21 protein-coding genes are annotated in these 25,339 nt (G+C 62.4%); 8 read left to right on the top strand and 13 right to left on the bottom strand.

The features are described from left to right. Window positions 1-30 precede the first annotated feature (30 nt). The gene (locus tag ACBR42_RS11720; RefSeq protein ID WP_132303754.1) at window positions 31-1,353 is read left to right on the top strand and encodes an MFS transporter; all 1,323 of its coding nucleotides are present in this window, start codon (window positions 31-33) and stop codon (window positions 1,351-1,353) included. A 390-nt stretch (window positions 1,354-1,743) separates the two neighbouring features. Here the strand turns inward: ACBR42_RS11720 and ACBR42_RS11725 are convergent, their stop codons facing one another. Beyond that, a complete protein-coding gene (locus ACBR42_RS11725; RefSeq protein WP_282760132.1) occupies window positions 1,744-1,890 on the bottom strand; it encodes a hypothetical protein in 147 nt (48 codons plus the stop codon). 106 nt (window positions 1,891-1,996) lie between these two features. After that, window positions 1,997-2,170, bottom strand: a complete 174-nt coding sequence (locus tag ACBR42_RS11730) for a hypothetical protein (RefSeq protein ID WP_162900499.1) — start codon at window positions 2,168-2,170, stop codon at window positions 1,997-1,999. A gap of 352 nt (window positions 2,171-2,522) precedes the next feature. Here ACBR42_RS11730 and ACBR42_RS11735 point away from each other — a divergent pair, with 352 nt between their 5' ends. After that, window positions 2,523-4,115: a sodium:proton antiporter gene (locus ACBR42_RS11735; protein WP_110547770.1), complete on the top strand. Its 1,593-nt coding sequence runs from the start codon at window positions 2,523-2,525 to the stop codon at window positions 4,113-4,115. A gap of 22 nt (window positions 4,116-4,137) precedes the next feature. Here ACBR42_RS11735 and ACBR42_RS11740 read toward each other — a convergent pair whose 3' ends face one another. Continuing rightward, a complete protein-coding gene (locus tag ACBR42_RS11740) occupies window positions 4,138-5,040 on the bottom strand; it encodes a LysR family transcriptional regulator (protein WP_165927264.1) in 903 nt (300 codons plus the stop codon). A 128-nt stretch (window positions 5,041-5,168) separates the two neighbouring features. On the opposite strand from ACBR42_RS11740, the gene ACBR42_RS11745 reads away from it, so the two are divergent. Both ACBR42_RS11745 and ACBR42_RS11750 read left to right on the top strand, forming a co-directional pair. Next, window positions 5,169-5,942: an SDR family oxidoreductase gene (locus tag ACBR42_RS11745; protein ID WP_371208139.1), complete on the top strand. Its 774-nt coding sequence runs from the start codon at window positions 5,169-5,171 to the stop codon at window positions 5,940-5,942. 188 nt (window positions 5,943-6,130) lie between these two features. Beyond that, complete coding sequence (locus ACBR42_RS11750; RefSeq protein ID WP_371208140.1) at window positions 6,131-7,858, top strand: cobalamin-dependent protein; 1,728 nt, start codon at window positions 6,131-6,133, stop codon at window positions 7,856-7,858. Window positions 7,859-8,026: 168 nt separating this feature from the next. On the opposite strand, the gene ACBR42_RS11755 is transcribed toward ACBR42_RS11750, so the two are convergent. Together ACBR42_RS11755 and ACBR42_RS11760 are read right to left on the bottom strand one after the other, a co-directional pair. Further along, window positions 8,027-8,653: a PadR family transcriptional regulator gene (locus ACBR42_RS11755; RefSeq protein WP_110547747.1), complete on the bottom strand. Its 627-nt coding sequence runs from the start codon at window positions 8,651-8,653 to the stop codon at window positions 8,027-8,029. Window positions 8,654-8,753: 100 nt separating this feature from the next. Then, on the bottom strand, window positions 8,754-9,728 hold the full coding sequence (locus ACBR42_RS11760; RefSeq protein WP_371208141.1) for a rhodanese-related sulfurtransferase: 975 nt from the start codon (window positions 9,726-9,728) through the stop codon (window positions 8,754-8,756). A 234-nt stretch (window positions 9,729-9,962) separates the two neighbouring features. Between ACBR42_RS11760 and arsC the strand changes: the two genes are divergently transcribed. Then, entirely contained in the window at window positions 9,963-10,340 is a 378-nt protein-coding gene (gene arsC / locus ACBR42_RS11765; RefSeq protein ID WP_110547771.1) for an arsenate reductase (glutaredoxin), read from the top strand. Between the two features lies 1 nt (window position 10,341). Here the strand turns inward: arsC and ACBR42_RS11770 are convergent, their stop codons facing one another. The 6 genes from ACBR42_RS11770 to ACBR42_RS11795 all read right to left on the bottom strand — a co-directional run bounded on the left by ACBR42_RS11770 (window position 10,342) and on the right by ACBR42_RS11795 (window position 20,814). Further along, window positions 10,342-11,709, bottom strand: coding sequence for an amino acid permease (locus tag ACBR42_RS11770; protein ID WP_102323972.1), 1,368 nt, complete (start codon window positions 11,707-11,709; stop codon window positions 10,342-10,344). Window positions 11,710-12,097: 388 nt separating this feature from the next. After that, window positions 12,098-15,613, bottom strand: a complete 3,516-nt coding sequence (locus tag ACBR42_RS11775) for an AAA family ATPase (protein ID WP_371208142.1) — start codon at window positions 15,611-15,613, stop codon at window positions 12,098-12,100. Next, window positions 15,603-16,859, bottom strand: coding sequence for an exonuclease SbcCD subunit D (locus ACBR42_RS11780; protein ID WP_371208143.1), 1,257 nt, complete (start codon window positions 16,857-16,859; stop codon window positions 15,603-15,605). Before ACBR42_RS11780 ends, ACBR42_RS11775 begins: the two co-directional genes overlap by 11 nt. Window positions 16,860-16,947: 88 nt before the next feature. Beyond that, window positions 16,948-18,417: an NAD-dependent succinate-semialdehyde dehydrogenase gene (locus ACBR42_RS11785; protein ID WP_371208144.1), complete on the bottom strand. Its 1,470-nt coding sequence runs from the start codon at window positions 18,415-18,417 to the stop codon at window positions 16,948-16,950. Window positions 18,418-18,469: 52 nt separating this feature from the next. Then, window positions 18,470-19,756, bottom strand: a complete 1,287-nt coding sequence (gabT, locus tag ACBR42_RS11790; RefSeq protein ID WP_110547772.1) for a 4-aminobutyrate--2-oxoglutarate transaminase — start codon at window positions 19,754-19,756, stop codon at window positions 18,470-18,472. Window positions 19,757-19,827: 71 nt separating this feature from the next. Beyond that, entirely contained in the window at window positions 19,828-20,814 is a 987-nt protein-coding gene (locus ACBR42_RS11795) for a LysR substrate-binding domain-containing protein (RefSeq protein ID WP_371208145.1), read from the bottom strand. A gap of 154 nt (window positions 20,815-20,968) precedes the next feature. Here ACBR42_RS11795 and ACBR42_RS11800 point away from each other — a divergent pair, with 154 nt between their 5' ends. From ACBR42_RS11800 to ACBR42_RS11810, 3 genes are all read left to right on the top strand, one after another. Beyond that, entirely contained in the window at window positions 20,969-21,550 is a 582-nt protein-coding gene (locus ACBR42_RS11800; protein WP_110547754.1) for a flavodoxin family protein, read from the top strand. Between the two features lie 86 nt (window positions 21,551-21,636). Continuing rightward, entirely contained in the window at window positions 21,637-22,539 is a 903-nt protein-coding gene (locus ACBR42_RS11805) for a LysR family transcriptional regulator (protein WP_162900497.1), read from the top strand. Between the two features lie 234 nt (window positions 22,540-22,773). Further along, complete coding sequence (locus ACBR42_RS11810; RefSeq protein WP_371208146.1) at window positions 22,774-22,908, top strand: hypothetical protein; 135 nt, start codon at window positions 22,774-22,776, stop codon at window positions 22,906-22,908. Window positions 22,909-23,020: 112 nt separating this feature from the next. On the opposite strand, the gene ACBR42_RS11815 is transcribed toward ACBR42_RS11810, so the two are convergent. Then, window positions 23,021-23,227 (bottom strand): cold-shock protein, encoded by a 207-nt coding sequence (locus ACBR42_RS11815; protein WP_102323966.1) that lies wholly within the window; start codon window positions 23,225-23,227, stop codon window positions 23,021-23,023. A gap of 364 nt (window positions 23,228-23,591) precedes the next feature. Continuing rightward, the gene (locus ACBR42_RS11820; RefSeq protein WP_371208147.1) at window positions 23,592-25,313 is read right to left on the bottom strand and encodes a carbohydrate porin; all 1,722 of its coding nucleotides are present in this window, start codon (window positions 25,311-25,313) and stop codon (window positions 23,592-23,594) included. Between the last annotated feature and the right edge of the window lie 26 nt (window positions 25,314-25,339).

Genomic DNA, 25,339 nt, shown 5'->3' on the forward strand with positions numbered 1-25,339 from the left:
TATTCCATTCCCCGCAACGGAGAACACGGCTTGACCCCTGACCCCCATTGCCCGGCTGTCCAACCTGATGACCGCGTGCGACTGGATGCCATGCCGCTGCGCCGGTTCCATTTCCTCACCCTGTTTGCGACATCGGGGGGACAGTTCTGTGATGGCTATGTGCTGGGAACGATCGGCGCGGCCCTGCCGGGCGTGGAACACGCCATGCGCTGTAGCGATGTGTGGATCGGCGCGATCGGCAGCGCGTCGCTTGCCGGGCTGTTCCTTGGCTGCCTTCTGGTCGGTCCGCTGACCGACAGGCTGGGGCGGCGCAGGCTGCTGCGGGTCAACATGCCGCTGTTCCTGATCCTGTCCATCGTGCAGGCGCTGACGACATCGCCGCTGCAACTGGTTCTGGCCCGGATATGTCTGGGGGCCTGTCTGGCGGCGGATTATGTGGCGGGGGCGGCGTATCTGTCGGAATTCGCGCCCCGGCGATTGCGGGGCCGTTTCCTTGCCTTCATGATCATCGGGTGGTCGGCGGGGTACAGCATGGCCAATATCTTTGGCATGTTCTTCACGCTGCATGGGGCGAATGGCTGGCGGCTATGCCTGTTCAGCAGCGCCATTCCGGCGTTTGTGGTCATGATCCTGCGACTGTTCCTGCCGGAATCCCCGCGCTGGCTCATGGCGTGCAATCGCCCGGACGAGGCGCAGGCCGTGCTGGATGGCTGTTTCCCCAAGGATCGCGTTTTTGTGGTGCAGGCGGTCACAAAACCGGATGAAAACTGGCGCGCCGTGTTTTCTCCGCCCTGGCGTGTAAGGCTGGGTGTGGGCATCGGGTTCTTTGTGGCTCAGGTCGTGCCCTATTTCTGTATCGGGACATTCCTGCCCGCCCTGTTCACAGCGCTGGGTGTGCGGGATATCTATACCGGCGGTATCGTCTTCAACCTGTTCCTGCTGATCGGGTCTTCCAGCGCATTGTGGCTGGTTGACCGCCTGACGCGGCGTACTTTCCTGATCGGCAGTTTCACCATTGCCGCGGCACTGCTGACGGGGGTGGCCTTTGCATCGTACCTGCCGGTGCTGATGACGCTGGTGCTGTTCGGGCTGTTCGCGCTTACCCTTTCGGCGGCGACCTCGCTGGAAATGGTGTATCTGCCGGAACTGTTTCCGGTGAACCTGCGTGGGGTAGGCGTAGGCATCGCCACGGCTTGCAGCCGTTTTGGCTCGGTGATCGGGACCTTCGTTCTGCCTGTCCTCATGCGGGTGATCGGCACGCCCCTTACGCTGGGTATATGCGTGCTGTTTCTGGTTGCGGGTGCGGGGCTCTGCGCATTATGGGCACCTGAAACGCAGCATGAAGTTCTGTAGGTAGGCTTGCCTGACAGGGTCAGGGCACATCAGGTTCCTAACGCGGGCGGCAGAATGCAGGCGGAAGTGATGCGCCCGGTCATTTTTCTGTGGGTGTGCAGATGACTGGGGGGCGACCCAAAGGGTAACGACCAGTCAGCTACATCCCATTTCCCGATTTTTTTCTTGATGTTTATTGCGCAGAAAAACCGTTGCTGCTGCGGGATTTCTTACCCTCAGCGGCAGGTTTCTACCTTGCCATAAACACTGAGCAAACCCGGTCCGGGCCGATCTTTTTCTACTTTGGCCCGGTGTTGAGATGCCGGATCAGTCCTTCATGAATGCACGATGGCCCCTTCGGTTTCAGACCGGTGGATCGATATGTGGTCATGGGACTCCGAGGCAGCATATTCATTTATCCGGCCCCGTGGTGCGCCCCTGCGCGGGCGGATCGCTTGCGGGGAAGCTTTCATCCAGCGCTTCATCACGACCTTCGTCCTCGTGCTGTTCTTCGGGCGTTGGGGGCTTTTCCCGGTCGGGTTTCGTTGCGTCGGGCATGGTCTGGATTCCTTGCTGAACATATTCACCATCCGGCTTCATGACGCTGCCGGTCTGGTAATGAAGTGGCGGCGGGGGAGGTGCTGGTGTATCAAAGGGAAACGGCTCATTCGGAATACCGGGCGGATATTCCCACGGAAAGGGCGGGCTGGGCGGTGGTAAGGGCGGCTGGCCCGATACCTGGGTGAAGGGTGTCAACATTGCGGTTCTCACTCGGGTTGTGCATGGAAAACAGGAAACTGTAGCCTGTCTGCCCACCGATCGAGCCTGCCTGTGTCATGGGCCTTGCGGTGGTCGCCGTTGGCGGAAGCGGTCTATGCCGACCTGACGTTCCGCTCCGTCTATCCGCCCTTGCCCAGCGGCAGCGGGGCGGGTTTTACCCGGTCGGGCCGACCGTATGTCCGGGTCATGGCTTTCCCGTCTTGCCAAAGAAAACACACTGGCCCTTAAAGCCTTCAGGGGGCGAAAGGTTGCATCTGCCTGCATGGGACGGTGAACCGGGTTGTGGGGTGCGGGAGCGGTGTCAGATTCTCCGTCATGCCGTCCCTGTTACGGGGCCAACCCGGCGCGTTCTGGCACGTTGATATTCCGGGCCGGTACCGGGTGCTGGCCACGTGGCGGGTATGGTGCGCATGTCCAATGTAGAGCGTTTCGAGTTTATCCTGCTCCTCATCGTGCTGATCGTTGGGCTGGATCTGGCGGCGCGCAAGCTGCGCCTGCCGCCCGCCACGGCACTCGTTCTGGGTGGGATTGCCATCGCCCTTATGCCGGGGCTGCCTGTCATCGGGATTGATCCTGATCTGGTGCTGATCGTGTTCCTGCCGCCGCTGCTGCTGGGCGGGGCCTATTTTTCGGTATGGCATGCGTTCCGGGCCAATCTGGCGGGTATTCTGCAACTGGCGATAGGCGGGGTTGCGTTCACGACCTTCGTGGTGGGGGTGACCACGCGCTGGCTTATTCCGTCCATGCCGTGGGCAGGCTGTTTCGCGCTGGGGGCGATCGTGGCCCCGCCGGATGCGGTGGCGGCCAAGGCCGTGCTGCGGCGCGTGTCCCTGCCTGAACGCATCACCACATTGCTGGAAGGTGAAAGCCTGCTGGATGATGCCTCAAGCCTTGTCCTGTACCGTTTCGCCACCATTGCGGCGCTGACGGGGGCGTTCAGCCTTGTAAATGCCGGGGTCACATTCGGGTTGCTGGCTGCGGGCGGGCTGGTTCTGGGCTGCGTGCTGGGATGGGTATGGATCAGGCTGCTGCACAGGGTGCGTGACCGTATCCTCAGCATCACCATGACCCTGCTGCTGCCGTGGGTGGCTTATATCGGGGGGGAGCGGATCGGGGTTTCGGGTGTCATCACTACGGTGGTGGCGGGGCTGGTGCTGGGCTGGCGACAGCATGACGTGTTCAGTGCGGATGAGCGCCTGCGCTGGGCGGCCGTGTGGGAAGTGTTGGTGTTCCTGCTGGAATCGCTTGTGTTCGTGCTGATCGGCACATCGCTGCATGCGATCGCGTTGCGGCATATGGGCACCGGCTGGGTCGTGCAGGACGTGTTCGGCCCGGTGGCGGGTATTGTTGCTGCGGTCCTGATCTCCCGCTTTCTGTGGATGTTTGTGACCGAAGGGCTGCGCGTTGTCTGGCTGCCGCGTGAAATGCGACCCGACTGGCACATGTTTTCCAGCTTTGTCGTCATCATGGGGTGGTGTGGCATGCGCGGCGTGGTCAGTCTTGCCATTGCGCTCGCCCTGCCTGAAGAAATGCCCAACCGCGACATCATGGAGATCGCAACCTTCGTGGTCATTCTTGTAACCGTGCTGGGGCAGGGCACGACCATCGGCTGGGTTATCCGCATGATGGGGGAAGAACGGGCACAGCAGCCCAAAGGGCTGTGGCATTACCTGTCCGTGTCGCAGGCGCGCGCGCTGGTCGCCCGATCGCAGGAAAGCGCGATACGTGAACTGGCCTATGGCGCGGATGGGGAACTGATCCACGGACATCTGCTGGAACAGTACAGCTATCGCGCGGAACTGGCCGAGCGTTTCAGCCATGAACCCGAGGCGTTGCAGGGCCATCAGGACACGCAGCACCGGGTGGTGCTGGCCATCATCACGGCGGGACGGAAGGAACTGCTACGCCTGCACCGTACCGGTGCGATCCATGATGCGGTCCTGCATCAGCTTGAACATGAACTGGATCTGCAGCAGATGATGGCGGAAGGCGGTCTGATCTGATCTGATCTGATCTGATCTGATCTTATGCCATTTCCCGTGCCAGCAATGTCTCAAGCCAGTCCGCAAAAAGCTGGAGCCTGCGCGAAAGATGCTTGCGATGCGGGTAAAGCAGCGCCATGGGCATTGGCTCGGCCTGCCATTCCGGCATGACCGTCACCAGTTCGCCCGCCGCGATATGGTGGCGGATGTCATAGGGCGGCACCTGCACAAGCCCCAGCCCGGCAAGGGCGCAGGCTACCAGGGCTTCGGCATTGTTTACGGTCACGCGGCCCGGCAGGGTCAGGCTGCGGGCCGTGCCGTTTTCCATCCATTCCCATGCTTCCACCCGTCCGGTGGTGGGGGAGGCATAGCGCACGGTTTCATGCCCGTCCGTCAGGTCCGCCGGTGTCCGGGGTATGCCATGCCGGGCGAGATAGGCGGGACTGGCCACGTTGACCAGCGCCAGTTCGCCCATCCTGCGGGCAATCAGGCCGGAATCGGATAACGGTCCGATACGCAGCACGCAGTCCACCCCATCGCCGATCAGGTTGATGGCCCGGTCGGTTACGCCCAGTTCGATATCGATTTCAGGATAACGCTGCAGGAAGGACGGCAGGTTGGGGGCAACCAGCAGGCGCCCGATCCGGCCCGGCATGTCCACGCGCAGCAGGCCCCGGACGCCTGCGCCATCACGGCGGAACAGGCCCTCCGCTTCCTCCACATCGGCTATCAGCCGCACGCAGTGGTCGTAAAAGGCGCTTCCGTCCGGCGTGGGGGCGACGGAACGGGTGGTGCGGGCCAGCAGGCGTGTGCCCAGCCGGGTCTCCAGCTCCTGTATGGCGGTGGAGACGGAGGAGCGGGGCATTTTCAGGGTCTCGGCCGCATGGGTGAAACTGGATGTTTCCACCACGCGGGTAAAGATACGGAACAGGTCGATACGGTCCACGATAACCCCGGGGCAGGCTTATGGTTTGTTCGTAATTTCTGACATGTGTTGTCAGGAATGCACGCTTTATACCGTTAATCTAACTGATAACCTGCCCACCTGAAAAGCGTAACGGAGGGAAGACGGACATGACGGATCATGGCATCAAGGGCAGGACGGTCCTTATTGCGGGCGGGGCGAAAAATCTGGGCGGTCTGATCGCGCGTGATCTGGCCGCGCACGGGGCGGGGGCCATCGCCATTCACTATAACAGCGAGGCGACGCGACCCGAGGCCGAAAGGACGCTCGCGGACCTGAAGGCCGCAGGCGTGCATGCCGTGGCCCTGCAGGCCGATCTTACGCGCGATGGCGCGGTCGCCCGCCTGTTTGCCGATACGGTTGCGGCAATCGGGCAGCCGGACATTGCAATCAATACCGTGGGCAAGGTGCTGAAAAAGCCGATTGTCGAAACGTCCGAAGCTGAATTCGACGCAATGTTCGCTATCAACACCCGCGTCGCCTATTTTTTCATCAAGGAAGCGGGCGTACACCTGAAGGATAACGGCAAGCTGCTGAGCATCGTCACATCGCTTCTGGGTGCCTATACGCCATTCTATTCCACTTATGCCGGGTCCAAGGCTGCGGTTGAACATTTCACGCGCGCTGCATCGAAGGAATACGGGGCACGCGGCATATCGGTCAACGCCATCGGCCCCGGCCCGATGGACACGCCCTTCTTCTACGGTCAGGAAGCGCCCGATGCGGTGGCCTACCACAAATCCGCCGCCGCCCTGTCCGCCTTCAGCAAAACGGGGCTGACTGAGATCGAGGATATCGTCCCTTATGTGCGCTTCATCGTGTCGGAGGGATGGTGGATGACCGGCCAGACCATTCTGGTCAATGGCGGCTATACCACCAAATAGGGTATTTTCATCCCACGCGCCGTGCATGCAGGCGGGACTGTCGGAGCGGTGGCGGGCAGTGGCAATATATTACGATGTTGCATTGACCGTCCGCGCGCGGGCAGGGTAGGCTGGATGCCTCCTGTCCGTTCGTAGGGATGGTCATGCATCTGATCCTGCCTTCCCCCGGTCAATTAATGGATGCGCGCATGCGCCCCGGACATCTCCTTCTGGATGCGGGACGCGCACTGGCGCAGACCTGCCGCCTTGGGGAAAGCGCGTTCATGCGCGCCAGCGGCCTTGCATCGGAAGCGGCCTATAAACGCGCAACCGGCGCGACAGGGCGCATCATGCAGCACGCCCATATCGGCTTTCGTGATGTAGGCCTCACGGTCGAAGGCATGCGCAGCGTACGCGACACATGCGCCGCGCGGGGCGTTACGGTGGATCGTTTCGGCATTACGCTTGACTGGTCGATGGGATATCCGCTGGAAATGCGTGCCCGGGCCGGACGGGGCACGGGTATCGTGATGAATGACACCAGTGACTTCGCCCGCATCGTCAATGCCTGTTCCGCCGCTACGCATTTCGGGGATTTCATGCTCGGCCTGCCCGGTGCGCTGGACAATACGCGGGCGGCCATTGCGGCTGGCGTGACCTCAATCGGTAATCTGGGCCAGTATTTTACCTTTCGTCTGCCCCATTGGGATGATGATGTCGCCACCACGGAAGCAACGGTGACGGCGCTGGGTCTGATCGCGGCGCAGGATGCCGAAATTCTGGTGCATTCCAATCTGGATGACGGCTTTGCCGGGCTGTTTGTGGATATGGGCTGTAGCCTCGGCATGGCGATCATAGAAAAATATATTATCGAGGATCTGACCGGCGCGCCCCTGTCACACTGTTATGGCCATCATTTTTCAGATCCGGTGTCGCGCATGGCCTTTCATGCGGCGTTACGGCAGGTCAACGATACACCCGGCACGATGATTTTCGGCAATACGGTGGCGTATCGCGCGGCGGATGCCGCCAATTACGCCAGCCTTGCCAATTACCTGCTGGCTGATATCGTGGCATTGTGGCGCTGGCCCACGGGCCATGCCATCAATCCCGTGCCGGTAACGGAAAACAGCCGCATCCCTGATGTGGACGAAATTATCGACGCCCAGTGCTTTGCCACGCGCCTTGTGCAGCATGCAGGTTTTTATCAGGATCTGTTCGACTGGCCGCGGGTGGAGGCCATGGCCACCCGGCTGGTGGATGCAGGAAAACGCTTCGCGCAGGATGTGCTGGCGGGCATGGCGGCGGCAGGGGTGGATATTCGTGATCCCGCGCAGCTCATGCTGGCCATACGCCGGACGGGGCCGCGCACGCTGGAAGCATTATACGGCCCCGGTGCGATCGCGCCGGATACCGGCAGCCGGATGCCGGTTGTGGTCGCCCAGTGGGCACGCGAACTGGATGAGATGGCGGAAGAATGGCTGACGACCCAGGGGGCGCTTATTGCCCGCATCCGCGCGGCGGGCGACACGGTTCCGTGTGTATGCGTTGGCACGTCTGATGTGCATGAGCATGGCAAGTATCTGGTCGAGCGTGCGCTATCGGGACTGGGCGTGCGGATTGTCGATGGCGGGGTATCTGTTGATCCCGAAAATCTGGTGGCGCGCGCGGTGGCGGGCAGGGCGGATATTATCGCCGTCAGCACCTATAATGGCGTCGCCCTGCGCTATTGCCGCGAAGTGCAGGCAGCAATGGACGCATGCGGCCTGAAGGCCGGATTGCTGATGGGCGGACGACTGAACGAAATTCCCTCCGATTCCAATTCCGGCCTGCCGGTGGACGTAACTGGCGAGATCACCGCTACGGGGGCCGTAGCCTGCGTGGGGCTTGATGACATGACTGCCGCCATCATGGATGTGCTGCCGGTATCCGCCTGACAGGCCCCCAAGGGCAGGGCAGCATCGCCCTGACAGGTGTCTGAATACAGCTTCAGCCCCGACATTATAAAATGTGCGGGGCCGGAATGGTCGTTTGCATGATCTGTCGTGCCGATAGGCAGCAGGGAAAGTCGATGGGTGCGGGACCTGCCCGCACCCCGCCATCCGTCAGGACTGACCGAGGATTTCTGCCGTGGCGCGTTCCAGAATGGTGGCGATGCGGCGGGCTTCTTCCGTCCCGCAGCCGCGTTTGCTGCGCAGGGCATTCCTGATTCCATGCCGCGCCTGATGCAGCGCTTCGTTATCGGGTCCGTCCGTGCCGTCGGGACCGGCGAAGGCTTCGCGCACCTCCGCCATGCGTCCGCCAATACGGGCCAGTGTTTCCAGAATGGTCGCCGCCTGTTCGCGCCGGGTGTCCAGATAGGCACGGCCTGTATCGGTCAGGGTATACAGCTTACGGTTGCCGTCCTTGCTGGATGCCGTGTGGCCGATTTCATCCAGATAGGTCAGCGCGGGATAGATCATGCCCGGGCTGGGTGTGTAGAAGCCGCCGGAATGTTCTTCCAGTTGGCGGATCAGTTCATAGCCATGCGCCGGGCGCTCGCCCAGCAGGCTGAGCAGGACAAGCTGCAGTTCATCGGAACTGAGCTTGCGTCCGGCGGGGAAGTCGCCCCGGCCCAAACCGCGACCGAAGCCGCGCCCCATCCGGTGGCCAAAGCCATGGCGTCGTCCGCCACGTCCCTTGCCGGATTCATGAGAATGGGAGGAATGGTGTGTGTTATGCTCTTTAATCATGTTTTACGATATAGAATATCTTACGATAGGGTTCAAGCGGATTGCCCATTAAAATATCGTAAGATATGATTTTCGTAACTTAAGCCTTGGCGAACGCTGTTCAGCTAACAGGATCTGCACCCAGATGCTGCATGCCCTTGCGGCTGGCAAGCTGCATCTGGCGCTCACGTTCCGCGTAACGCCTGCGCTGGGCTTCGGTCCGTTCCGCATGGCAGTGCGGGCAACTGATGCCAGCTTCATATTCGGGGGCTTTGCGGTCGGCCTCGCTCAACGGCGTGCGGCAGGCATGGCATATGTCGAACGAACCGGGTTTCAGCCCGTGGCCCACGCTTACGCGCTGGTCGAACACAAAGCATTCTCCGTCCCACAGGCTTTCGGGCTCCGGCACGGTTTCCAGATATTTCAGGATGCCCCCCTGCAGGTGGAATACATCCTCTATCCCCTCCGCACGGACGAAGGCGGTGGCTTTTTCGCACCGGATGCCGCCGGTGCAGAACATGGCGATCCTGGGTGCCCGGCCTTCATTTTTCAGTTCCTGCTGGCGTTCGCGGAACCATTGCGGGAATTCACGGAAGCTGCGGGTGCCCGGATCAATCGCGCCGCGAAAGGTTCCGATCGCCACTTCATAATCGTTGCGCGTGTCGATCACGATGGTGTCGGGATCGGAAATCAGCGCGTTCCAGTCCTCTGGCGCAACGTAGTGGCCGACATCACGCCTTGGGTCCAGTCCCTCGACACCCATGGTCACGATCTCACGCTTGATGCGGACCTTCATGCGGTGGAAGGGCAGGGCAGACGCACGGGAAAACTTGACTTCAAGATCCGCGCAACCGGGCAGGGCGCGTATGACCGCCAGAATATCCGCAATCGCGCTGTCGGTTCCGGCAATCGTGCCGTTTATCCCTTCATGCGCCAGCAGCAGGATACCCCGTATGCCCAGCTTCCGGCATGCTTCAAGCAACTGCGCACGCAGCGTCGTGCAGTCCGCAAACGACGTGAAGTGATAAAGGGCCGCGACACGGATGGGCAGCGCGCCCTCATGCTCGGTCGGGACAACGGGGGAAGTCATATCCATTACACTGCAACCATGGGCTGAAAATTGCCACGTGCAATGGCACGGCACGATGCCGCACCCTGTACGCGGGCAGGAAAGCCCGGCGTCCGGGCATAAGGCAGGGTCAGTCATAACGGAGTTTGCGCCCGATTGCACCATGGCTGACATCAGGCGGATGGATGGTACTGCACGTCCCGGCGGAACATGCTTATATCGCGCCAGTTTTCCAGCCAGACCTTACGGGACGCCATTGTCATGACTGTAACCCTCTATCACAACCCTGCCTGCGGAACCTCGCGCAATGTGCTGGCCATGCTGCGTGCGGCGGGGATCGAGCCGGTCGTGGTCAATTACCTTAAAAATCCGCCAGCCCGTGCTGAACTGGACGTGCTGGCCAGCCGGCTGGTCGTGCCAGTGCGTGAACTGCTGCGGCAGCGGGGCACGCCCTATGCGGAACTGGGGCTGGATAATCCTGCCCTGACGGATGGGCAGATACTTGACGCCATCGCCGCCCATCCGGTTCTGCTCAATCGTCCGGTGGTGATGACCGAACAGGCCGCGCGTCCGTGCAGGCCCAGGGAAGTTCTGTACGAACTCCTGCCCCAAACGCGCCCCGCCGATCCCGCGTCCTGAATTACGCTGCTTTCCGTACCCGGCAGCGTATGAGGTGGATCAGGACAAAGAATATCGATGTGCCCAGACTGGCGATGGCGATCATGCGCTGGTGTGGGTCGAAGGCCATCGCCGCGAAAATGAGAATGACCGCACCAAGCGTTGCGATATTGATGGCCGGGAAGAACGGCAGTTGGAAAGCAGCCCGCTGCCCGGCGGTGCGGGCCTGCCTGCGCGTGACCAGATAGGCTGTCACGATCAGCGAATAGACCAGCAGGATCACCCCGCCGCTACAGCTAAGCAGGAACGCAAACACCGTGCCGGGTGCGAGGATGGATGAAAACGCCACGATCCCGCCTGCGATGGAATTGGCGATGATGGCGTTGACGGGTGTGTGCTGGCGGCCATAGCGCTGTAGCAGGGCCGGGGCATCGTTATGCCGCGCCAGTTCAGCCAGCACGCGCGATGTGATGTACAGGCTGGAGTTCATGCACGATACAACCGCCGTCAGCACCACGATCTGCATGAACAGGGCAGCCCCCGGAATCCCCATGATCTCAAGGGCCGCGATGAAGGGCGAATGACCCGGCACCACATCGCTCCAGGGCACGATCATCAGGATCATGGCGATGGACAGGCTGTTGAACAGCGTAAGCCGCAGGCCGATGGTCCGGGTCACGCGCGCGGCGTTCCGTGCCGGATCGGCTGATTCACCCGCGGCAACCGTCGCGATTTCAGATCCGATCATGGTGAACAGGACAGAGGGGATGATGGAAACCATCGCCACCATACCGTGCGGGAATAGGCCACCATGCCCCAGCACGTTGCGCGTGACCGGCACGCCGGGGCCGAACAGATGCGCGACATACAGGCCGCCTGCCGCCACAAACAGCACGATACTGATCACCTTGACCAGTGACAGCCAGAACTCGCATTCCCCGAATATATGCACGGCCGCAAGGTTGATGAGTTTCAGCGCCACGATCAGCGCCGTGGCCAGCACCCACACCGGCAGGTTGATCCAGTCATGCAGCAGGATGGCCCCGGCAATGGCTTCGCTGCCCAGTGCCACCAGCCAGAAGAACCAGTAAAGCCAGCCTGCGGTAAAGGCCGCGCCATTCCCATGCGCCAGACGGATATATTCGATAAACGATCCCTTGCCCGGATTGGCCGTGACCATTTCGCCCAGCATGCGCATGATCAGCATGACCAGCATGCCCACGGCGACGAAGGCCAGCAGGACCGCAGGCCCTGCGGCGGCAATGGCCGCGCTGCTGCCGACAAACAGTCCCGCCCCGATCCCGCCACCCAGCGCGATCATGATGATGTGGCGGTTCCGCAGCCGTGACACCGGTCGGGCGGGATGCTGGGGGGCTGTCGTATCGCTCATGCCGGATGCTCATTCCACAAAAGACAGGGACGCGAAGTGAAAGGCGCTGGCCCCGGTTCCGACATCATCGGGTGGGGACGCCGACTGTCCGTATCAGCCCGCAGGCTGGATCGGGCAGATGAGGATGCAGGACGCATTTCAGGGATGAAAACCGGCGTCGTATGCCGGAAGCCAGACAGGATCATGCCGGTTTCGGGCTGGTCACGCGCGGGCAGACGGGCCTGTGCGGTGCTTTTTGTTTCGGTTTCATGCCGAACATAGGACAGGAAGCAGGGCAGTCTGTAAAGGGGCAGGTGCGCCACATTATAACAAATTGAAGTTTTTATAATATCGTGAATGAAGGCTGCACCGGGTTGACGGATGGACGGCAATTCGGTGCGGCAGGGGATCAGACGGCGCCGTTTTCCACCACGGGGCGGGTCGCATATACCGGGGGCAGTTCCACAAGATTGACCGGCGCGCCCTGTTCATGCAGGCGACGGGTCATGTCACGGATGCTGTCATGGTGGGTGAACAGCAGGACCTGCGTGGTGCGGGCGAAATCCACCAGTGCGCTTAGCGTGCTGCGGCTGCGGGCATCGTCAAACTGCACCAGCAGGTCATCGGCGATGAAGGGCAGAGGCTCGGCAGACCGGCAGTAGGTCTCCACACTGGCCAGCCGGAACGCAAGGAAAAGCTGGTCGCGCGTGCCCGCGCTCATCTTCTTTACCGGTACGATGCTGCCGTCATGGCGCAGGCCCTGCACCACCGGTTCGTTTGTCGTATCCAGTTCGGTGCGGATGCCCTCGAACGCGCCCCGTGTTGCAAGGGACATGAACTGGCCCGCGCGTGTGACCAGCGGGTCCTGCTCCTGTGCCCGGACACGGTCGATCGCATTGGCGATCAGGGTGCGGGCAAGGGTCAGTTCGGCATATTCTTCCACAATCCGGTGCAGGCGGCTGATTGCGGCTTCGCGCCGGGCGGCGGCCTGCGGGGCTTCGGTATTATGCTCAAACGCACCCAGAGCCGTTATTTCATGCTGTTCGGCGCGGACGGCATCGTCACGTAACTGCTCCTGTTCCTTCAGTTGGTCCTCGATCCGGGCGGTTTCCGCCAGCAGTTCGGACAAGGTCCGTCCGTCAATCGCCTGTTTCAGATCGGCGGGGGACTGGCCATCGGTCATGCGGGATAGGGTATGCAGGGCGTGCTCAAGCTTCTGGTGTACCTGATCGCGGCGGGTCAGACGCTCCGCCAGAAGCTGAAGGCCCTCGGGAGCTTCGCTATGCGTGCGGGCCTGAAGGGCCTGAATATCCGCCATGGCTGCGGACAGGGTCGTCTCGCTCTCGGTAACAGCCTGCGCGGCCCGTTTCATTTCCGCGTGCAGGGCCTCGCGCTGGACACGGGCTTTTTCTGCGGCCTTCCAGTGGTCGCTCAGGGCCAGAGCCGCATCCACGCTATCGGATGGCAGGGCAAGCGGAATACGCGGGCGCAGATCGTCCATCACCTGCGTCAGTTCGGTCAGTGCCTGCCGTGCGTGCGCACGCGCGTCGTCCAGTTCGGCCAGTTGTTCTATATAGGCTGGAGCCGCCGCCCATTCCCCGGCAAGATCACGTGCCGTGACGGGCGCGGCATCGGCGGGCAGGCCGATCACCTGCATGGCCGTCGCCCATTTTCCCTGCCACGCCTGCCGCTCCATACGCAGGCTTTCCGCCTGTTGGGCCTGCTGCGCCAGAACGGGCCGCAGTTCATCGCATTCGCGTTTCAGCCTGTTGTATTCATCATGTTCGGCCACATGCAGGCGCATGGCGGCGGTGACAGATTCGACGCAGGCTGCAAGGCTGGTGCCGGGATCAATGCCGAAGCGTTTCGCCAGCCGTTCCAGATGATCCTGCTGGGTATCGGGCTTTATGCGTTCATGCGCCAGTATCTCCCGTTCGCGGGTGATCTGTTCGGCCCCGGTCAGGATTTCAGTGCGCTGGCGTATGAATGTAGCCAGTGCTTCCGGCGTGACGGCATGGGTGTGCAGGGCCGGGAAGGGCGCGATGAAATCCTGCCAGTGCGTGGCGATCCGTTCATCGGCATCTTTATGGCTGCGATCATAAAGGGCCACCCGGTCGGTGCAGTCCGCAATGCGGCGGCGCAGGTTCTCGATTTCCGCAATGCGGCTGGCTTCGGCCAACAACTGGGCGGACAGGGCATCAACCCTGCTTATGGCGTGATCCAGCGCGGTGGCGTTGACCTGCCGGACAGCATCGGCGGCCACGTGTTGTGGGTCCAGATAGGCATCGCGCACCATATGCCACATGGCGTCGCGCTGGGTCCGGGCGGTAGCAAGCATTTCGGGTGTTGCGGGACTGCCAGTCTGTTCAAGCTGTGTGAGCTGCGGCTGAAGCGTGGTCAGGTTTTCGCGCTCGCCCGCCAGTTTGCTGGCCAGCCTGTCGCGTTCGGTGCGCAACATGTGCTGGTGTTCAGCGGCCATGCGTACGCCATCCGCGTCGGGGCAGGGCAGGTGACGCAGCAGGTCGATACTGCTGAACCCCATGGCGCCCAGCCGCGCATCAAGATCGGCCTGCTGTTTTTCAAGCGCCTGAGCGCGAAGGTCCAGCCGCTTCATTTCCGCAGGCAGGGCGGTGAAGGGGGCCGCATCTTCCGGCAGGGGCAGATCGCGCGCAGCCGCGTGCAGGGTGGACAGGCGTTCCTGCCTGCGGGCGATTTCCAGTTCCGTCTGACCGATTTTCTGCTGCACGCTGTCGTGCTGGCCCTGCCATTGTGCCTGTGCATCGGCTAGCTGGCGGATGGTGTCCAGCACCGCACGCGGTGGCATGCATTGCCGCAGGTCGACGTCCGGGCCGGCGTTCAGACGCTGGCGCAGGCTGGAAAGGCTTTCGTCAATACTGCGTCGCCTGCTGTCATGTTCGGCTTCAGGCCCGCGGTGGGTGCTGACGGCCTGCCCAAGTGAAATGGCGCGCATTACGGGGCCGTGCAGGGCAGCGAGTATGGCGTCCACCTGTGGCACGGCGGTTTTGTGTCCGAGTTCCGTCGCGTGTTCCACTGCCCTGGCGTGGCGGGTGCGGGTGGCGTTGTATGTTTCCAGCGCGGCTGCGATGCTGGCCCCCATGCCCGCCGGCAGGGTGGCCAGATCAGCCTGCCCCGCCAGTTCTGTCTCCAGGAGGGTAATATCGTGCAGTTGCGGCACTGCCTTAACCAGCCGTTCGTAATGGGTGTGCTGGCGGCGCAGTTCGGTCTGTCTGGTGCTTATGTCCGCTTTTTTCTGACGGGCTTCTTCAAGGCTGCGGCAATGCCGTTCATACGCATCATGTCCCAGCGAGGCATCGCGAAGGGTTTTCTGCGCAGCGCCAAAGGCATCAAGGGCTTGATAGAATTCCCGGTCGGCTGACCGCCGGGCGGCGAAAAGCCGTGTCCGGCGTGCGTCTATTTCATCCAGACGCACCATAAGGGCGCGCAGGCCCCCGCCCGCTTCCACAATCAGGCGGCCAATATCGCCATTGGCCCTGAGCAGGTCCATCCCGCCCGTGCGGAGTGTCTCATCATTCAGGCCGAACAGCGCGGCGAAGCGTTCGCGCGTCATGCCCCCCAGTACGGCTGCCAGCCGGTCGTCGCCTACGGTCTCTCCGTCGAAGGTGGACAGGGTGCGCGTGCGGCCCTTGCGGCGGCGCAGGTCCAGTTCCTGCCCGTCCGACAGCATAAGCCGGGCATCCAGCCTGATTTGGTCATTGCCGAAAACCGCGCCATAGGGGGAGCCATGCCCGATCCCGAACAGGAAGTCCGATATGGCGGACAGGCATGTGCTCTTTCCTGCCTCGTTGGGGCCGTGGATGACATGCAGGCCGCAGCCGTCGCCAAAATTCAGGTCCAGTTCGCCAATGGCCCCGTATTTGAAAATCGTGAACCGCTTAATGCGCATCGTCGCCGCCTTCCGGGTTTTCAACCACGGCCAGTGCAAGGTCCAGCGCACGGGCGGGAATGTCCTTCAGGATGCTGTCGCGCATTTCCTCCGTCCGGCTGTGGGCAGGCATGCGGTCAAGCACCCCGGTCAGAAGCTGTTCCAGTTCCGCACGCAGCGCATCGGGTGTTGCCGCCGCCCGTATGTCAGCCGCAATCCGGCCGCCGGTGGACGGATCAAGCACGGCGGGCCGTTCAGGCAGGTGTGTATGCACCTTCAGCCGTTCGAGCCATATTTCATCCGACAGGCTGGCAAGGACCGTCTCGACTTCCAGTTGCAGGTCATGCGGCGCGCGGATCAGGCCGGGGTGCAGCGGCGTCGTGCCGGTCAGTTCCAGACGCAGCGCCAGTGGCCGCCCCTGCGCCTGTTCTACAAGGGCGCTGACGACATCACGGATCAGGGCGGTCATGTCCGCATGCGTGGCGGCGGTGGACAGGTCCACCGTGGCGCTGGCCCAGCGCACGGCGTCCAGTACCTGATGGGCAACGCCCGCCACTTCTCCATCACGGACGGTAACGAGTGATGCACCCTTTGGCCCCGCCTCGCGTGCGTGGCGTCCCTGCAGGTTGCCTGCATAGACTACATACGGGTTTTCATGCAGGATTTCACGGTTATGGACGTGGCCCAGCGCCCAGTAATCGTAGCCGTGGTTGACCAACTGCTCCACCGTGCAGGGCGCGTAGGTTTCATGGCCTTCACGCCCTTCGCAGGCGGTGTGCAGGATGCCGATATTGAACAGGCCGGGAACCGGGGGCGGGTAGTGACGGGCTATGTTGTCCTCGACCTTGCGGCTGCCAAAGCTGCGTCCATGCACGGCAACGCCCAGATCATTCATGGTTCGCGTTTCCGCGCGGGTGGAGGAAAACAGGTACACATTATCGGTTACATGCAGGTGCCGGGCGAAACGGTTTTCCGCATCGTGATTGCCAAGGATCATGAAAACGCGGATGCCCGCCGCCTTCAGCCGGGCCATTCCGTTGACGAAAAACAGGCCGCACTGCGTATCGCGCAGGTCGCCATCGAACACGTCGCCCGCCAGCACCACGAAGCTGCAGTCGGTTTCAATGGCAAGGCTGATCATGTCGTCAAAGGCGCGGCGCGAGGCATCGGCCACAAGGCGCGCGTAATCGCCTGATTTTTCCGTAAGCCCCAGCAGCGGGCTGTCCAGATGCAGGTCGGCGGCATGAAGGAAGCGGAATTCATTCATGCCGCCATCGTAATCCATTGAAAGCGGAAGTAAATGCACCCTGCCCACAGGCGCACGGGCAGGGCGTCACGTAACCCGGCCGGTCTGGTCAGGCATCCGGGTCGGTTATGTCGGTGCAGATGTATTTCATCTCCATATATTCATCCATGCCGTAGCGCGAACCCTCGCGCCCCATGCCGGATTGCTTGATGCCGCCAAATGGCGCGACTTCGTTGGAAATCAGGCCCGTATTGTGGCCCACCATCCCGTATTCCAGCGCTTCGGCCACGCGATGGACGCGGGCATGGTCGCGGGTGAAGAAATAGGCGGCAAGTCCGTATTCGGTATCATTGGCCATGGCGATCGCCTCGGCTTCCGTGCGGAAACGGAACAGCGGGGCCACGGGACCGAATGTTTCTTCATGGGCGATCCGCATGGCCGGTGTCGTGTCCCGCAGCACGGTGGGACGATAGAACAGGTCGCCCGCGCTATCACGCGCGCCGCCACACAGCACGGTCGCCCCGTGTTCCACCGCATCGCGCACATGGGCTTCCACCTTGTCGCGCGCCTGTGCGCTGATCAGCGGGCCGATAACGGATTCCGGGTCGCTGCCGGGACCTACGCGCAGTTCGCTTACGGCTGTGGCAAAGCGGGTGGCGAAGGCGTCGTAAATGCCGTCCTGCACCAGAAAACGGTTGGCGCAGACGCAGGTCTGGCCTGCATTGCGGTATTTGGCTGCAATGGCGCTTTTGACGGCCTGATCGATATGCGCGTCATCAAACACGATGAACGGCGCGTTCCCGCCCAGTTCCAGCGACAGACGCTTGAGCGTGGGCGCGGACTGCGCCATCAGGATACGCCCGACCTGGGTCGAGCCGGTAAAGGACAGCTTGCGGATATCGGAACTGGCGCACAGCGCCTTGCCCAGCCTGATCCCGTCACCGGGCAGCACCTGCAGCAGCCCCGACGGCACGCCCGCCTGCACCGCCAGTTCCGCCAGCGCCAGCGCGGTCAGCGGTGTTTGTTCGGATGGCTTGACGATCATGGCGCAGCCCGCCGCCAGTGCGGGACCGGCCTTGCGGGTAATCATGGCGGCAGGGAAATTCCACGGGGTGATCGCCGCGCATACGCCCACGGGCTGGCGGATCACGCTCAGCCGCGTTGCCGGGTTGGTGGGGGGAATGACATCACCATAGGCGCGCATGGCTTCGCCCGCGAACCAAAGCAGGAAACTGGCGGCATAGCGGATTTCGCCCGCCGCTTCGGCGCGGGGCTTGCCCTGTTCGGTCACGATCAGGGTGGCAAGGTCATCCAGATTGTCCATCACCAGATCATGCCAGCGCGTCAGCACGCCGTGGCGCTGCGCGCCGGTGCGGTTGCGCCACTGGGCCTGTGCCTTCACTGCGGCGGCAATGGCGCGTTCGGCGTCGTCCGGCCCGCATTCGGCCACTTCCGCCACCAGTGCACCCGTGGCGGGATTATGGACGGGGCGGCGTGCGCCATCCGCCGCCGGGCGCCATGCGCCGTCAATCAGCGCATCCTTGCGGAACAGGGATGTATTAGCGAGATACACGGTCATATTCTCTTGGTCTCCCGGCCCGATGGGCTGGTTTGCAGGGACGGACATGGGATCATTCAGCCCCGGCCTGCGCCAGGACCTGTTCGATGATGGCCATGCCTTCATCAATGATTGCATCAGGGGCGGTCAAGGGCACAAGAATGCGAACGGTGGCCCCTTCCGTTCCACAGGACAGTACGATCAGCCCTTTTTCACAGGCGCGCGCACAGATATCCGCCGCAGCCCCGGCGCGGACATCCGTGCCGCCATGGGACTGAAGGATGTCAAAGGCGATCATGGCGCCCAGCCCGCGCGCCCGGCTGATGGGCAGCAGGGCGGTATTGGCGTGCATGCGGTCAATATGGGTGCGCAGCTTCGTGCCGATGACACGGGCGCGGTCGATCAGCTTTTCATCCTCGATGATGTCAAGCACGGCCAGCCCGGCGGCACAGGCCAGCGGCGCGCCGCCATAGGTACCCCCAAGGCCACCGGGCCCAACTTCATCCATAAGTCCGGCACGCCCGATCACGCCCGATAGGGGCAGCCCGCCGCCCATGGATTTGGCAACCGATACAAGGTCCGGCTGCACGCCGGAATGTTCGATGGCGAACATGCGGCCCGTGCGGGCGAAACCGGTCTGCACCTCGTCCGCCACCAGCTTGATGCCATGTTCGTCACAGATGCGGCGCAACGCCTGAAGCAGTTCGACCGGGGCGACACGGAAACCGCCTTCGCCCTGCACGGGTTCGATGATGATGGCGGCGATGCTGCTCGGCGGCAGGTCGGCGGCGAACAGGAAGTCCAGCATGCGCAGGGTGTCCGCCACGCTGACCGCGCCATCGGGGAAGGGCAGGTGATAGACTTCCCCCGGCAGGGTACCGAACGGGGCCTTGTATGGCCTGACCTTGCCCGTCATGGCCGAAGCCAGCAGCGTGCGGCCATGAAACCCGCCGGTAAATGCGATGATGCCGTTGCGACCCGTGGCCGCGCGCGCGATCTTGACCGCGTTTTCGGTGGCTTCGCCGCCGGTGGTGAAGAATATGGTCTTGGCCGGTCCATCGAACGGGGCCAGCGCGTTCAGCTTTTCCGCCAGCGCGATATATGGCTCATAAGCTGAAACCTGAAAGGCGGAGTGGGTGAAGCGGTCAAGCTGGGCCCGCACGGCCTCGACCACGCGCGGGTGACGGTGGCCGACATTCAGCACGGCGATACCGCCCGCGAAATCCACGTAGCGGCGGCCCTCCACATCCCATAATTCGGCATTTTCCGCCCGGTCGGCAAAAACGGGCGTGGCAGTGGCGACCCCACGCGGCACGGCGCGTTCACGGCGGGCGAGGAGGGCCTGGTTCGTTGCGGTCATGGCCTGCTTCATTATCCTGTCGGGTTGGCGGTATGGCCGGATTTTCAGCCTGTCATCCCGGCGTAACGGGTTCACGGCATGATGGGGAGGCGCTTTTTTGGTGGGGCATGGTGATCTTTCGTCACCAACGTTTCGGAACCGGTATGGAACTGCGCCTCAAGCCATGTGCGCAGCAGCGCGAAGGCACGCGCCTGCCACGCCTGATCCGTGCTGCGCAGGACGTAACTGCCCAGTGTCACGTCGCGCAGCGGCACATCCGTTGTCGCAACCCGGACAAGCCGCCCGGCCTTCAGGTCGTCTTCCAGCAGATAGGTATTGGCAAGGGCGATGCCTTCCCCCGCGCGCGCAGCGGCCAGTGTCAGATGCGCCTGCCACAACCGGCTGTGGCCGCTGACCTGCGCCACATTGACCGACTGCGCTGCAAACCACACGCGCCATTCCGTATCATTGTCCTCGATCAGCAGGGGGGCATGCAGCAGATCGGCGGCGGTGCGTGGGGGATGGGCCAGACGGCGCAGGCATTCGGGGCTGGCGACCGGGAACACCAGTGGCCGCGCCAGTTCAAGGGCCTGTATGCGCGGTGGATCGCGCAGCGGGTGTTGGTCATTGATGTAGCGGATATCGGCATGCAGGACCGTGTCGATCCGTTCGGGATCGAACCGGCAGTCTGAATCGACAGGCCGCAGCAGCACGTCCACACCGGGATGGAGCTGTCGGAACGCAGGCAGGCGCGGCAGCAGCCAGTGATAGGCAATGCCGTGGGAACAGGTCAGCGTAAGCTGGGGCATCTGCCCGCGCATGTCAGCCGTCGCGCGGGCCAGACCATCCAGCAGCGGGGCGATGCGGGCATAGTATTCATGCCCCTGTGGGCTGAGGCCGCCTTCGGTCCGGTTGCGCAGTCCGACGCCCAGTGCGGTTTCCAGATCGCGCAGGTGACGGCTGACCACGGCATGATCCACCCCCAGCGCCACGGCGGCACGGCGGATGCCCCCGGTCCGTGCATAGGCCACGAACGCATTGAGGGCAGCAAGCGGGGGGATATGGTATCGCCATTTCATGCAGGCCCGATGCTAGCATGAACGCAGCCGATCAAGAACAGGACAGGGCGCGCAAGACAGGAAATGGCGGCTTTTACCGCGCGGGGCGAACCGGGACGATGGTGTAACGTTCCCACAGGGGCCGCAGGTGCAACTTCTACGTGAAAGTGATCCCATGTCCCGTATCGCGATCGTCTATTTCAGTGGCTATGGGCATACGGCCAGACTGGCCGATGCCGTGGCGCTTGGCGTGGCGGAAATACCCGGCACCGAAGCCGTATCCCTGCGCATAGACCCCGATGGCAACCTGCCCGAAGGCGGGCTGGACCAGTTGGCGGCGGCCGACGCCATCATTTACGGCAGCCCGACCTACATGGGCGGCCCCGCATGGCAGTTCAAGAAATTTGCGGAATCCACCGCGCGCATCTGGCTGGCCGAAGGGTGGAAGGACAAGATCGCGGCGGGCTTCACCAATTCCGCCACGGTCAATGGCGACAAGGCCATTACCCTTATCTATTTCTGGACCCTGTCGCAGCAGCATGGCCAGATATGGGTAGGTACGGGCCTGCTGCCCGCCAACACCAAGGCCAACGGACCGGGGGACGTGAACTGGTCAGGCGGGTCGGTAGGGATCATGGCCATCTCCCCCTCCGATGCCTCGACCGAGGAAGCGCCGCGTACTGGCGATCTGGAAACGGGGCGGCTGGCGGGCCAGCGTGTCGCCCTCATCACATCACGCCTGCGGCCTGCCGGATAACCCTCTCAGCCATGCCGGGGGCGGTCTGGTGATGGGGTCGCTTGTCCGATATGAAAAGGGGATATTCATATCAGGACAGGTGTGGCGTGTTTCTGCGGCAGTTGACATATCTCATGGCGCTCGACCGTTATCGGCATTTTTCCCGCGCGGCGGAAAGCTGTGGTGTTTCGCAGCCCGCCCTGTCAGCGGCGCTGCGGCAACTGGAAACGGAACTGGGCATCACCATCATCCGGCGCACCCGTCGTTTCAATGGTCTGACGGATGAAGGCAGGCGCGTTCTGGACTGGGCGCGACAGACGCTTGCGGCCCTTGACGGATTGCGGCAGGAAGCCGCCTTCGCGCAGGAAGTAGCGGGCGGCAATCTGGCCATCGGACTGATGCCGCCTGCCATACAGGGCATCCCGCTGCTGCTGGAAAGTTTCCGTACCGCAGTGCCCGGACTGCACCTGCAGGTGCGTATGGGTTCCAGTACGGACACCATTCATGGCCTGCGCGAGCAACAGCTTGATCTGGGGCTGGTCTATCTTGACCAGATTCCGCCGGATGGACCTTTTGAAACATTGCCTCTTTACACCGAACAGCACGTTCTGGTTGCGGTGGAACCGCTGATCCTGCCAGCGGGACGGCGGGACTGGAATACGCTGGCCGACCTGCCGCTATGCCTGCTGGGGCCGGAAATGCGTTCGCGCCAGATCGTGGACGCGGCCTTCCGGTGTGCGGGGGTCACGCCCGATGTCGTGCTGGAAACGAATTCGCTTGAAGTGCTGTACGGCGAACTGCTGGCCGGGCGCCTGGCCAGCATCCTGCCGGTTGCGGCCCTGCCGACCCATACCGGCCATGCCCGGTTGCAGGTGCGCCCGCTTGGTCCATGCACCGCGCCGGAGGTCGGGCTGGTCCGTCTCACACCATCCCTGCCCACCGCCCTGACGGCGCGTGTATGGAATGTGGCCAGCAGCATGAACATGCGCGACATTTTTACGATCGGGTAGGATCGATACGCCGCAACGCCCATCAGGCTCCGCAGGGCGCAATCCGGCAGTCCCGGCATCACGTATTCAAGGGATCGCCATAGCGAAAGCAGCGGAACCGGATGAAGGGGGATTGATGATCTGAATGGGCCAGCGCCGAGGACGTGTGATTCGTATCGCAGAAATATGCCCGGTCCCGTCGGGAGCCGGTCTGCGGATAAGGATTCGGGTCTGTCTGGCGGAATGTTGGCTGCCGTGGCCTTGGTCTGGCCGGTATCGGACATGGCGCGCTGGCAATGGGAACAGTCAGTGCGTGCCCGACAGGGCCGCTACCGTTTCAGCCAGTGGGGATGTCCTGTCCATGCCGTGAAGCTGGCGGACGGACTCTGACAAGGGCAGGAAACCGGATCATGCCGGTCAGATATGCCAGTTATCGGTCGCAGGTAGGAATGGGGGGTAGTAGATATAAAAACGGCAGGAACCGAAGTTCCTGCCGAAATTATCAGCCAATCTTCAGATTGACTGCAGAAGACTTGCCGTTACGGCCTCTTTCGAGATCATACGTCACGGCCTGTCCTTCGGACAGGGTCTGCTGGCCAGCCTGCTCAACGGCAGAGATGTGAACGAAAGCATCGGCGCTCCCGTCTTCCGGCTGGATAAATCCAAAGCCCTTCTGGGCGTTGAACCATTTAACTGTTCCTGCGGCCATATCTGGCCTCCTTAAGTAACCGGCACCCCACACGAACATGCGCGGGATCAAGACTTTTCGTTTTATCGGGGATGCCAGACGGCCGCGTAGCGAGCTGCTTTGAAATCTTGTCCGTAGCTGAAAAGTCCAGCCGTGCGATCCTTGTTATAGGGATTGGACGCAGATAGCACGTAAAATATTTAGGAATTGCCAAATTATTTCCGTTACGGCATCGCAAAATCTGCCACATTGGCGGGAAACGGGGGCCTGTGGCACGGTAAGAAATTATGGTGCGCGTGCAGTGTTCCACCCGCCAGAAGCTTTATGCGGGCCGATCAGTCGGGGGGCGGACTGGATTTCGCCCGCCCCCACAGGCCGGGCAGGATTACAGGTTGGCGATCAGCTTCAGCCCCACCAGCGCGGCATTGGGTATGCGGTTCGTCTCCCCGGGGCGGATCATGTATTCAAATTCCGGCTGCACCAGTATGCCGGGGGCCGCGTCGATCGCGTAATAGGCTTCTATTATATGGGAATCCGTCTGTGGCGCGCGCACGGCGGTTCCCAGCGAATACCCGGCTTCATACCGCAGGATCTGCCCTGCCTCCTTGCGGCCGCTGACATGGTACCACGAATACATGATGCCCAGCCGGTCCGTCAGGCGGGAAGGGATCAGTCCGGCGAAGGACAGGCCGCCATAGGCTTCATCCGAAATCGAGGTCACATGCGGCGTATTATGGATGTAGCCTGCCATCAGGTAGCCGCCAGCCATCTGGTTACGCCCGCCACGGCGGTAGATCATCTGGTCCCCTTCAAACCAGAACATGTCCATCGGGGCCGAACGCTGGTGTCCCGCCGCCTGTGTCAGGGCAGCAGGCAGGCCGACCCCGATCTGGTCGGGGTAACGGGTGGTGTCGTGTGCGTAGCCCAGCACGTAATGGCCGGGCATGCGGTTGCGGGTCAGATACGGCTGCCACGTGAATTCGACCGGCAGCATGAGTCCGGTTGCATTCTCGCTACCCCATGCCCAGCCACTGGGATTGTCAGACAGCGCGCTGACCGAATACGCGCCCAGCTGGATGGCGGTATCGCGCGTGGGCCGCAGGCGGATGCGGCTGCCCCATGTCGCCTTGGGGTAGACGCTGAATCCGGGGTCCAGCTTCAGCGCCACGGGGGCCGAGCATGTCACCATGAACGAACACAGCAGCGGGGATGTGGCGAATACATGCGTCAGCGCCATGCGCCCGAACGATACGTCCAGATGGTTGTTCAGCAGCTTCTTTTCGGCATAGAAATCCACCAGATGCGCCACCACGTTGCCCGACAGGCCATAGACTTCCTGCAGGTTGACGTAATATTCGCCCACCCGGTCATGGCTGACCGCATGGCCCGCGCGTTCCATCACCAGTGTATGGACAGACCAGCCCTTTATGCCCGCCATTTTTTCAAGGTCGAAGTTCACCTGCAATGTCAGTTCATGCACGTAGCTCATGCCACGTTCGACACCGCCCTTGATCACGCCCATGGCTTCCCCCTTATAGGTAAAGGCAAAGCTGACGCCGTGGTTGAGCAGGGTTTTGCGCAGCGGCGCAAGCTGGGGCACCAGGTGCCCGCTACCGGCGGTGGGAACGTAGTACGGGTCCTCAAGATCCTGATCGTGCTGGGCATCGAGCCATGCGGGCAGCATGGCGGACGGTCCTTCGTGGCGCAGCAGGGCGTCGAGTTCGATCTTGTGGAACGATTTGTTATCACCGGGGCTGCTGACAGGCGCCACGCTCATGGTGGCAAGACCGGCGGATGGATAGTTGGGCACCCCGCTGGGCGGAATCGGGGTATTGGGCGGCCTGCGGATGGCCTGCGGCGTGGGGCCGAGGCTCTGGGCATCAAGCCGGGCGCTGATCTGGGCTTCCTGTGTCATGCCGTTCGATGGCATGGCCGAAACCGCGCTGCTTGAGACAAGCGAGGGCACAATAGCATTGGATACCTGCGCATGGGCTGTCGCTGCGGGCAGGGCGGTGGTCACCGTGCCCATGGCAAGCAGCCATCTGCATGCGTAGGGAAACGGATGGCGTGCGCGCCCCGTGCGGGCGCACCGTATCTGTCTTTTCATATCTGTCGATTTTCTCGTGGCCCGGT

Origin of the sequence: Komagataeibacter sp. SM21 (assembly GCF_041402665.1) — a bacterium.
GTDB classification, from domain to species: domain Bacteria; phylum Pseudomonadota; class Alphaproteobacteria; order Acetobacterales; family Acetobacteraceae; genus Komagataeibacter; species Komagataeibacter saccharivorans.

Bases quoted from the DNA above. Each gene is read 5' to 3' on its own strand.
- ACBR42_RS11725 (WP_282760132.1), bottom strand. From the start codon at position 1,890: ATGCCCGACGCAACGAAACCCGACCGGGAAAAGCCCCCAACGCCCGAA.
- ACBR42_RS11730 (WP_162900499.1), bottom strand. From the start codon at position 2,170: ATGACACAGGCAGGCTCGATCGGTGGGCAGACAGGCTACAGTTTCCTG.
- ACBR42_RS11735 (WP_110547770.1), top strand. From the start codon at position 2,523: ATGTCCAATGTAGAGCGTTTCGAGTTTATCCTGCTCCTCATCGTGCTG.
- ACBR42_RS11745 (WP_371208139.1), top strand. From the start codon at position 5,169: ATGACGGATCATGGCATCAAGGGCAGGACGGTCCTTATTGCGGGCGGG.
- ACBR42_RS11750 (WP_371208140.1), top strand. From the start codon at position 6,131: ATGCGCCCCGGACATCTCCTTCTGGATGCGGGACGCGCACTGGCGCAG.
- ACBR42_RS11755 (WP_110547747.1), bottom strand. From the start codon at position 8,653: ATGATTAAAGAGCATAACACACACCATTCCTCCCATTCTCATGAATCC.
- ACBR42_RS11760 (WP_371208141.1), bottom strand. From the start codon at position 9,728: ATGGATATGACTTCCCCCGTTGTCCCGACCGAGCATGAGGGCGCGCTG.
- arsC (WP_110547771.1), top strand. From the start codon at position 9,963: ATGACTGTAACCCTCTATCACAACCCTGCCTGCGGAACCTCGCGCAAT.
- ACBR42_RS11770 (WP_102323972.1), bottom strand. From the start codon at position 11,709: ATGAGCGATACGACAGCCCCCCAGCATCCCGCCCGACCGGTGTCACGG.
- ACBR42_RS11775 (WP_371208142.1), bottom strand. From the start codon at position 15,613: ATGCGCATTAAGCGGTTCACGATTTTCAAATACGGGGCCATTGGCGAA.
- ACBR42_RS11780 (WP_371208143.1), bottom strand. From the start codon at position 16,859: ATGAATGAATTCCGCTTCCTTCATGCCGCCGACCTGCATCTGGACAGC.
- ACBR42_RS11785 (WP_371208144.1), bottom strand. From the start codon at position 18,417: ATGACCGTGTATCTCGCTAATACATCCCTGTTCCGCAAGGATGCGCTG.
- gabT (WP_110547772.1), bottom strand. From the start codon at position 19,756: ATGACCGCAACGAACCAGGCCCTCCTCGCCCGCCGTGAACGCGCCGTG.
- ACBR42_RS11795 (WP_371208145.1), bottom strand. From the start codon at position 20,814: ATGAAATGGCGATACCATATCCCCCCGCTTGCTGCCCTCAATGCGTTC.
- ACBR42_RS11800 (WP_110547754.1), top strand. From the start codon at position 20,969: ATGTCCCGTATCGCGATCGTCTATTTCAGTGGCTATGGGCATACGGCC.
- ACBR42_RS11815 (WP_102323966.1), bottom strand. From the start codon at position 23,227: ATGGCCGCAGGAACAGTTAAATGGTTCAACGCCCAGAAGGGCTTTGGA.
- ACBR42_RS11820 (WP_371208147.1), bottom strand. From the start codon at position 25,313: ATGAAAAGACAGATACGGTGCGCCCGCACGGGGCGCGCACGCCATCCG.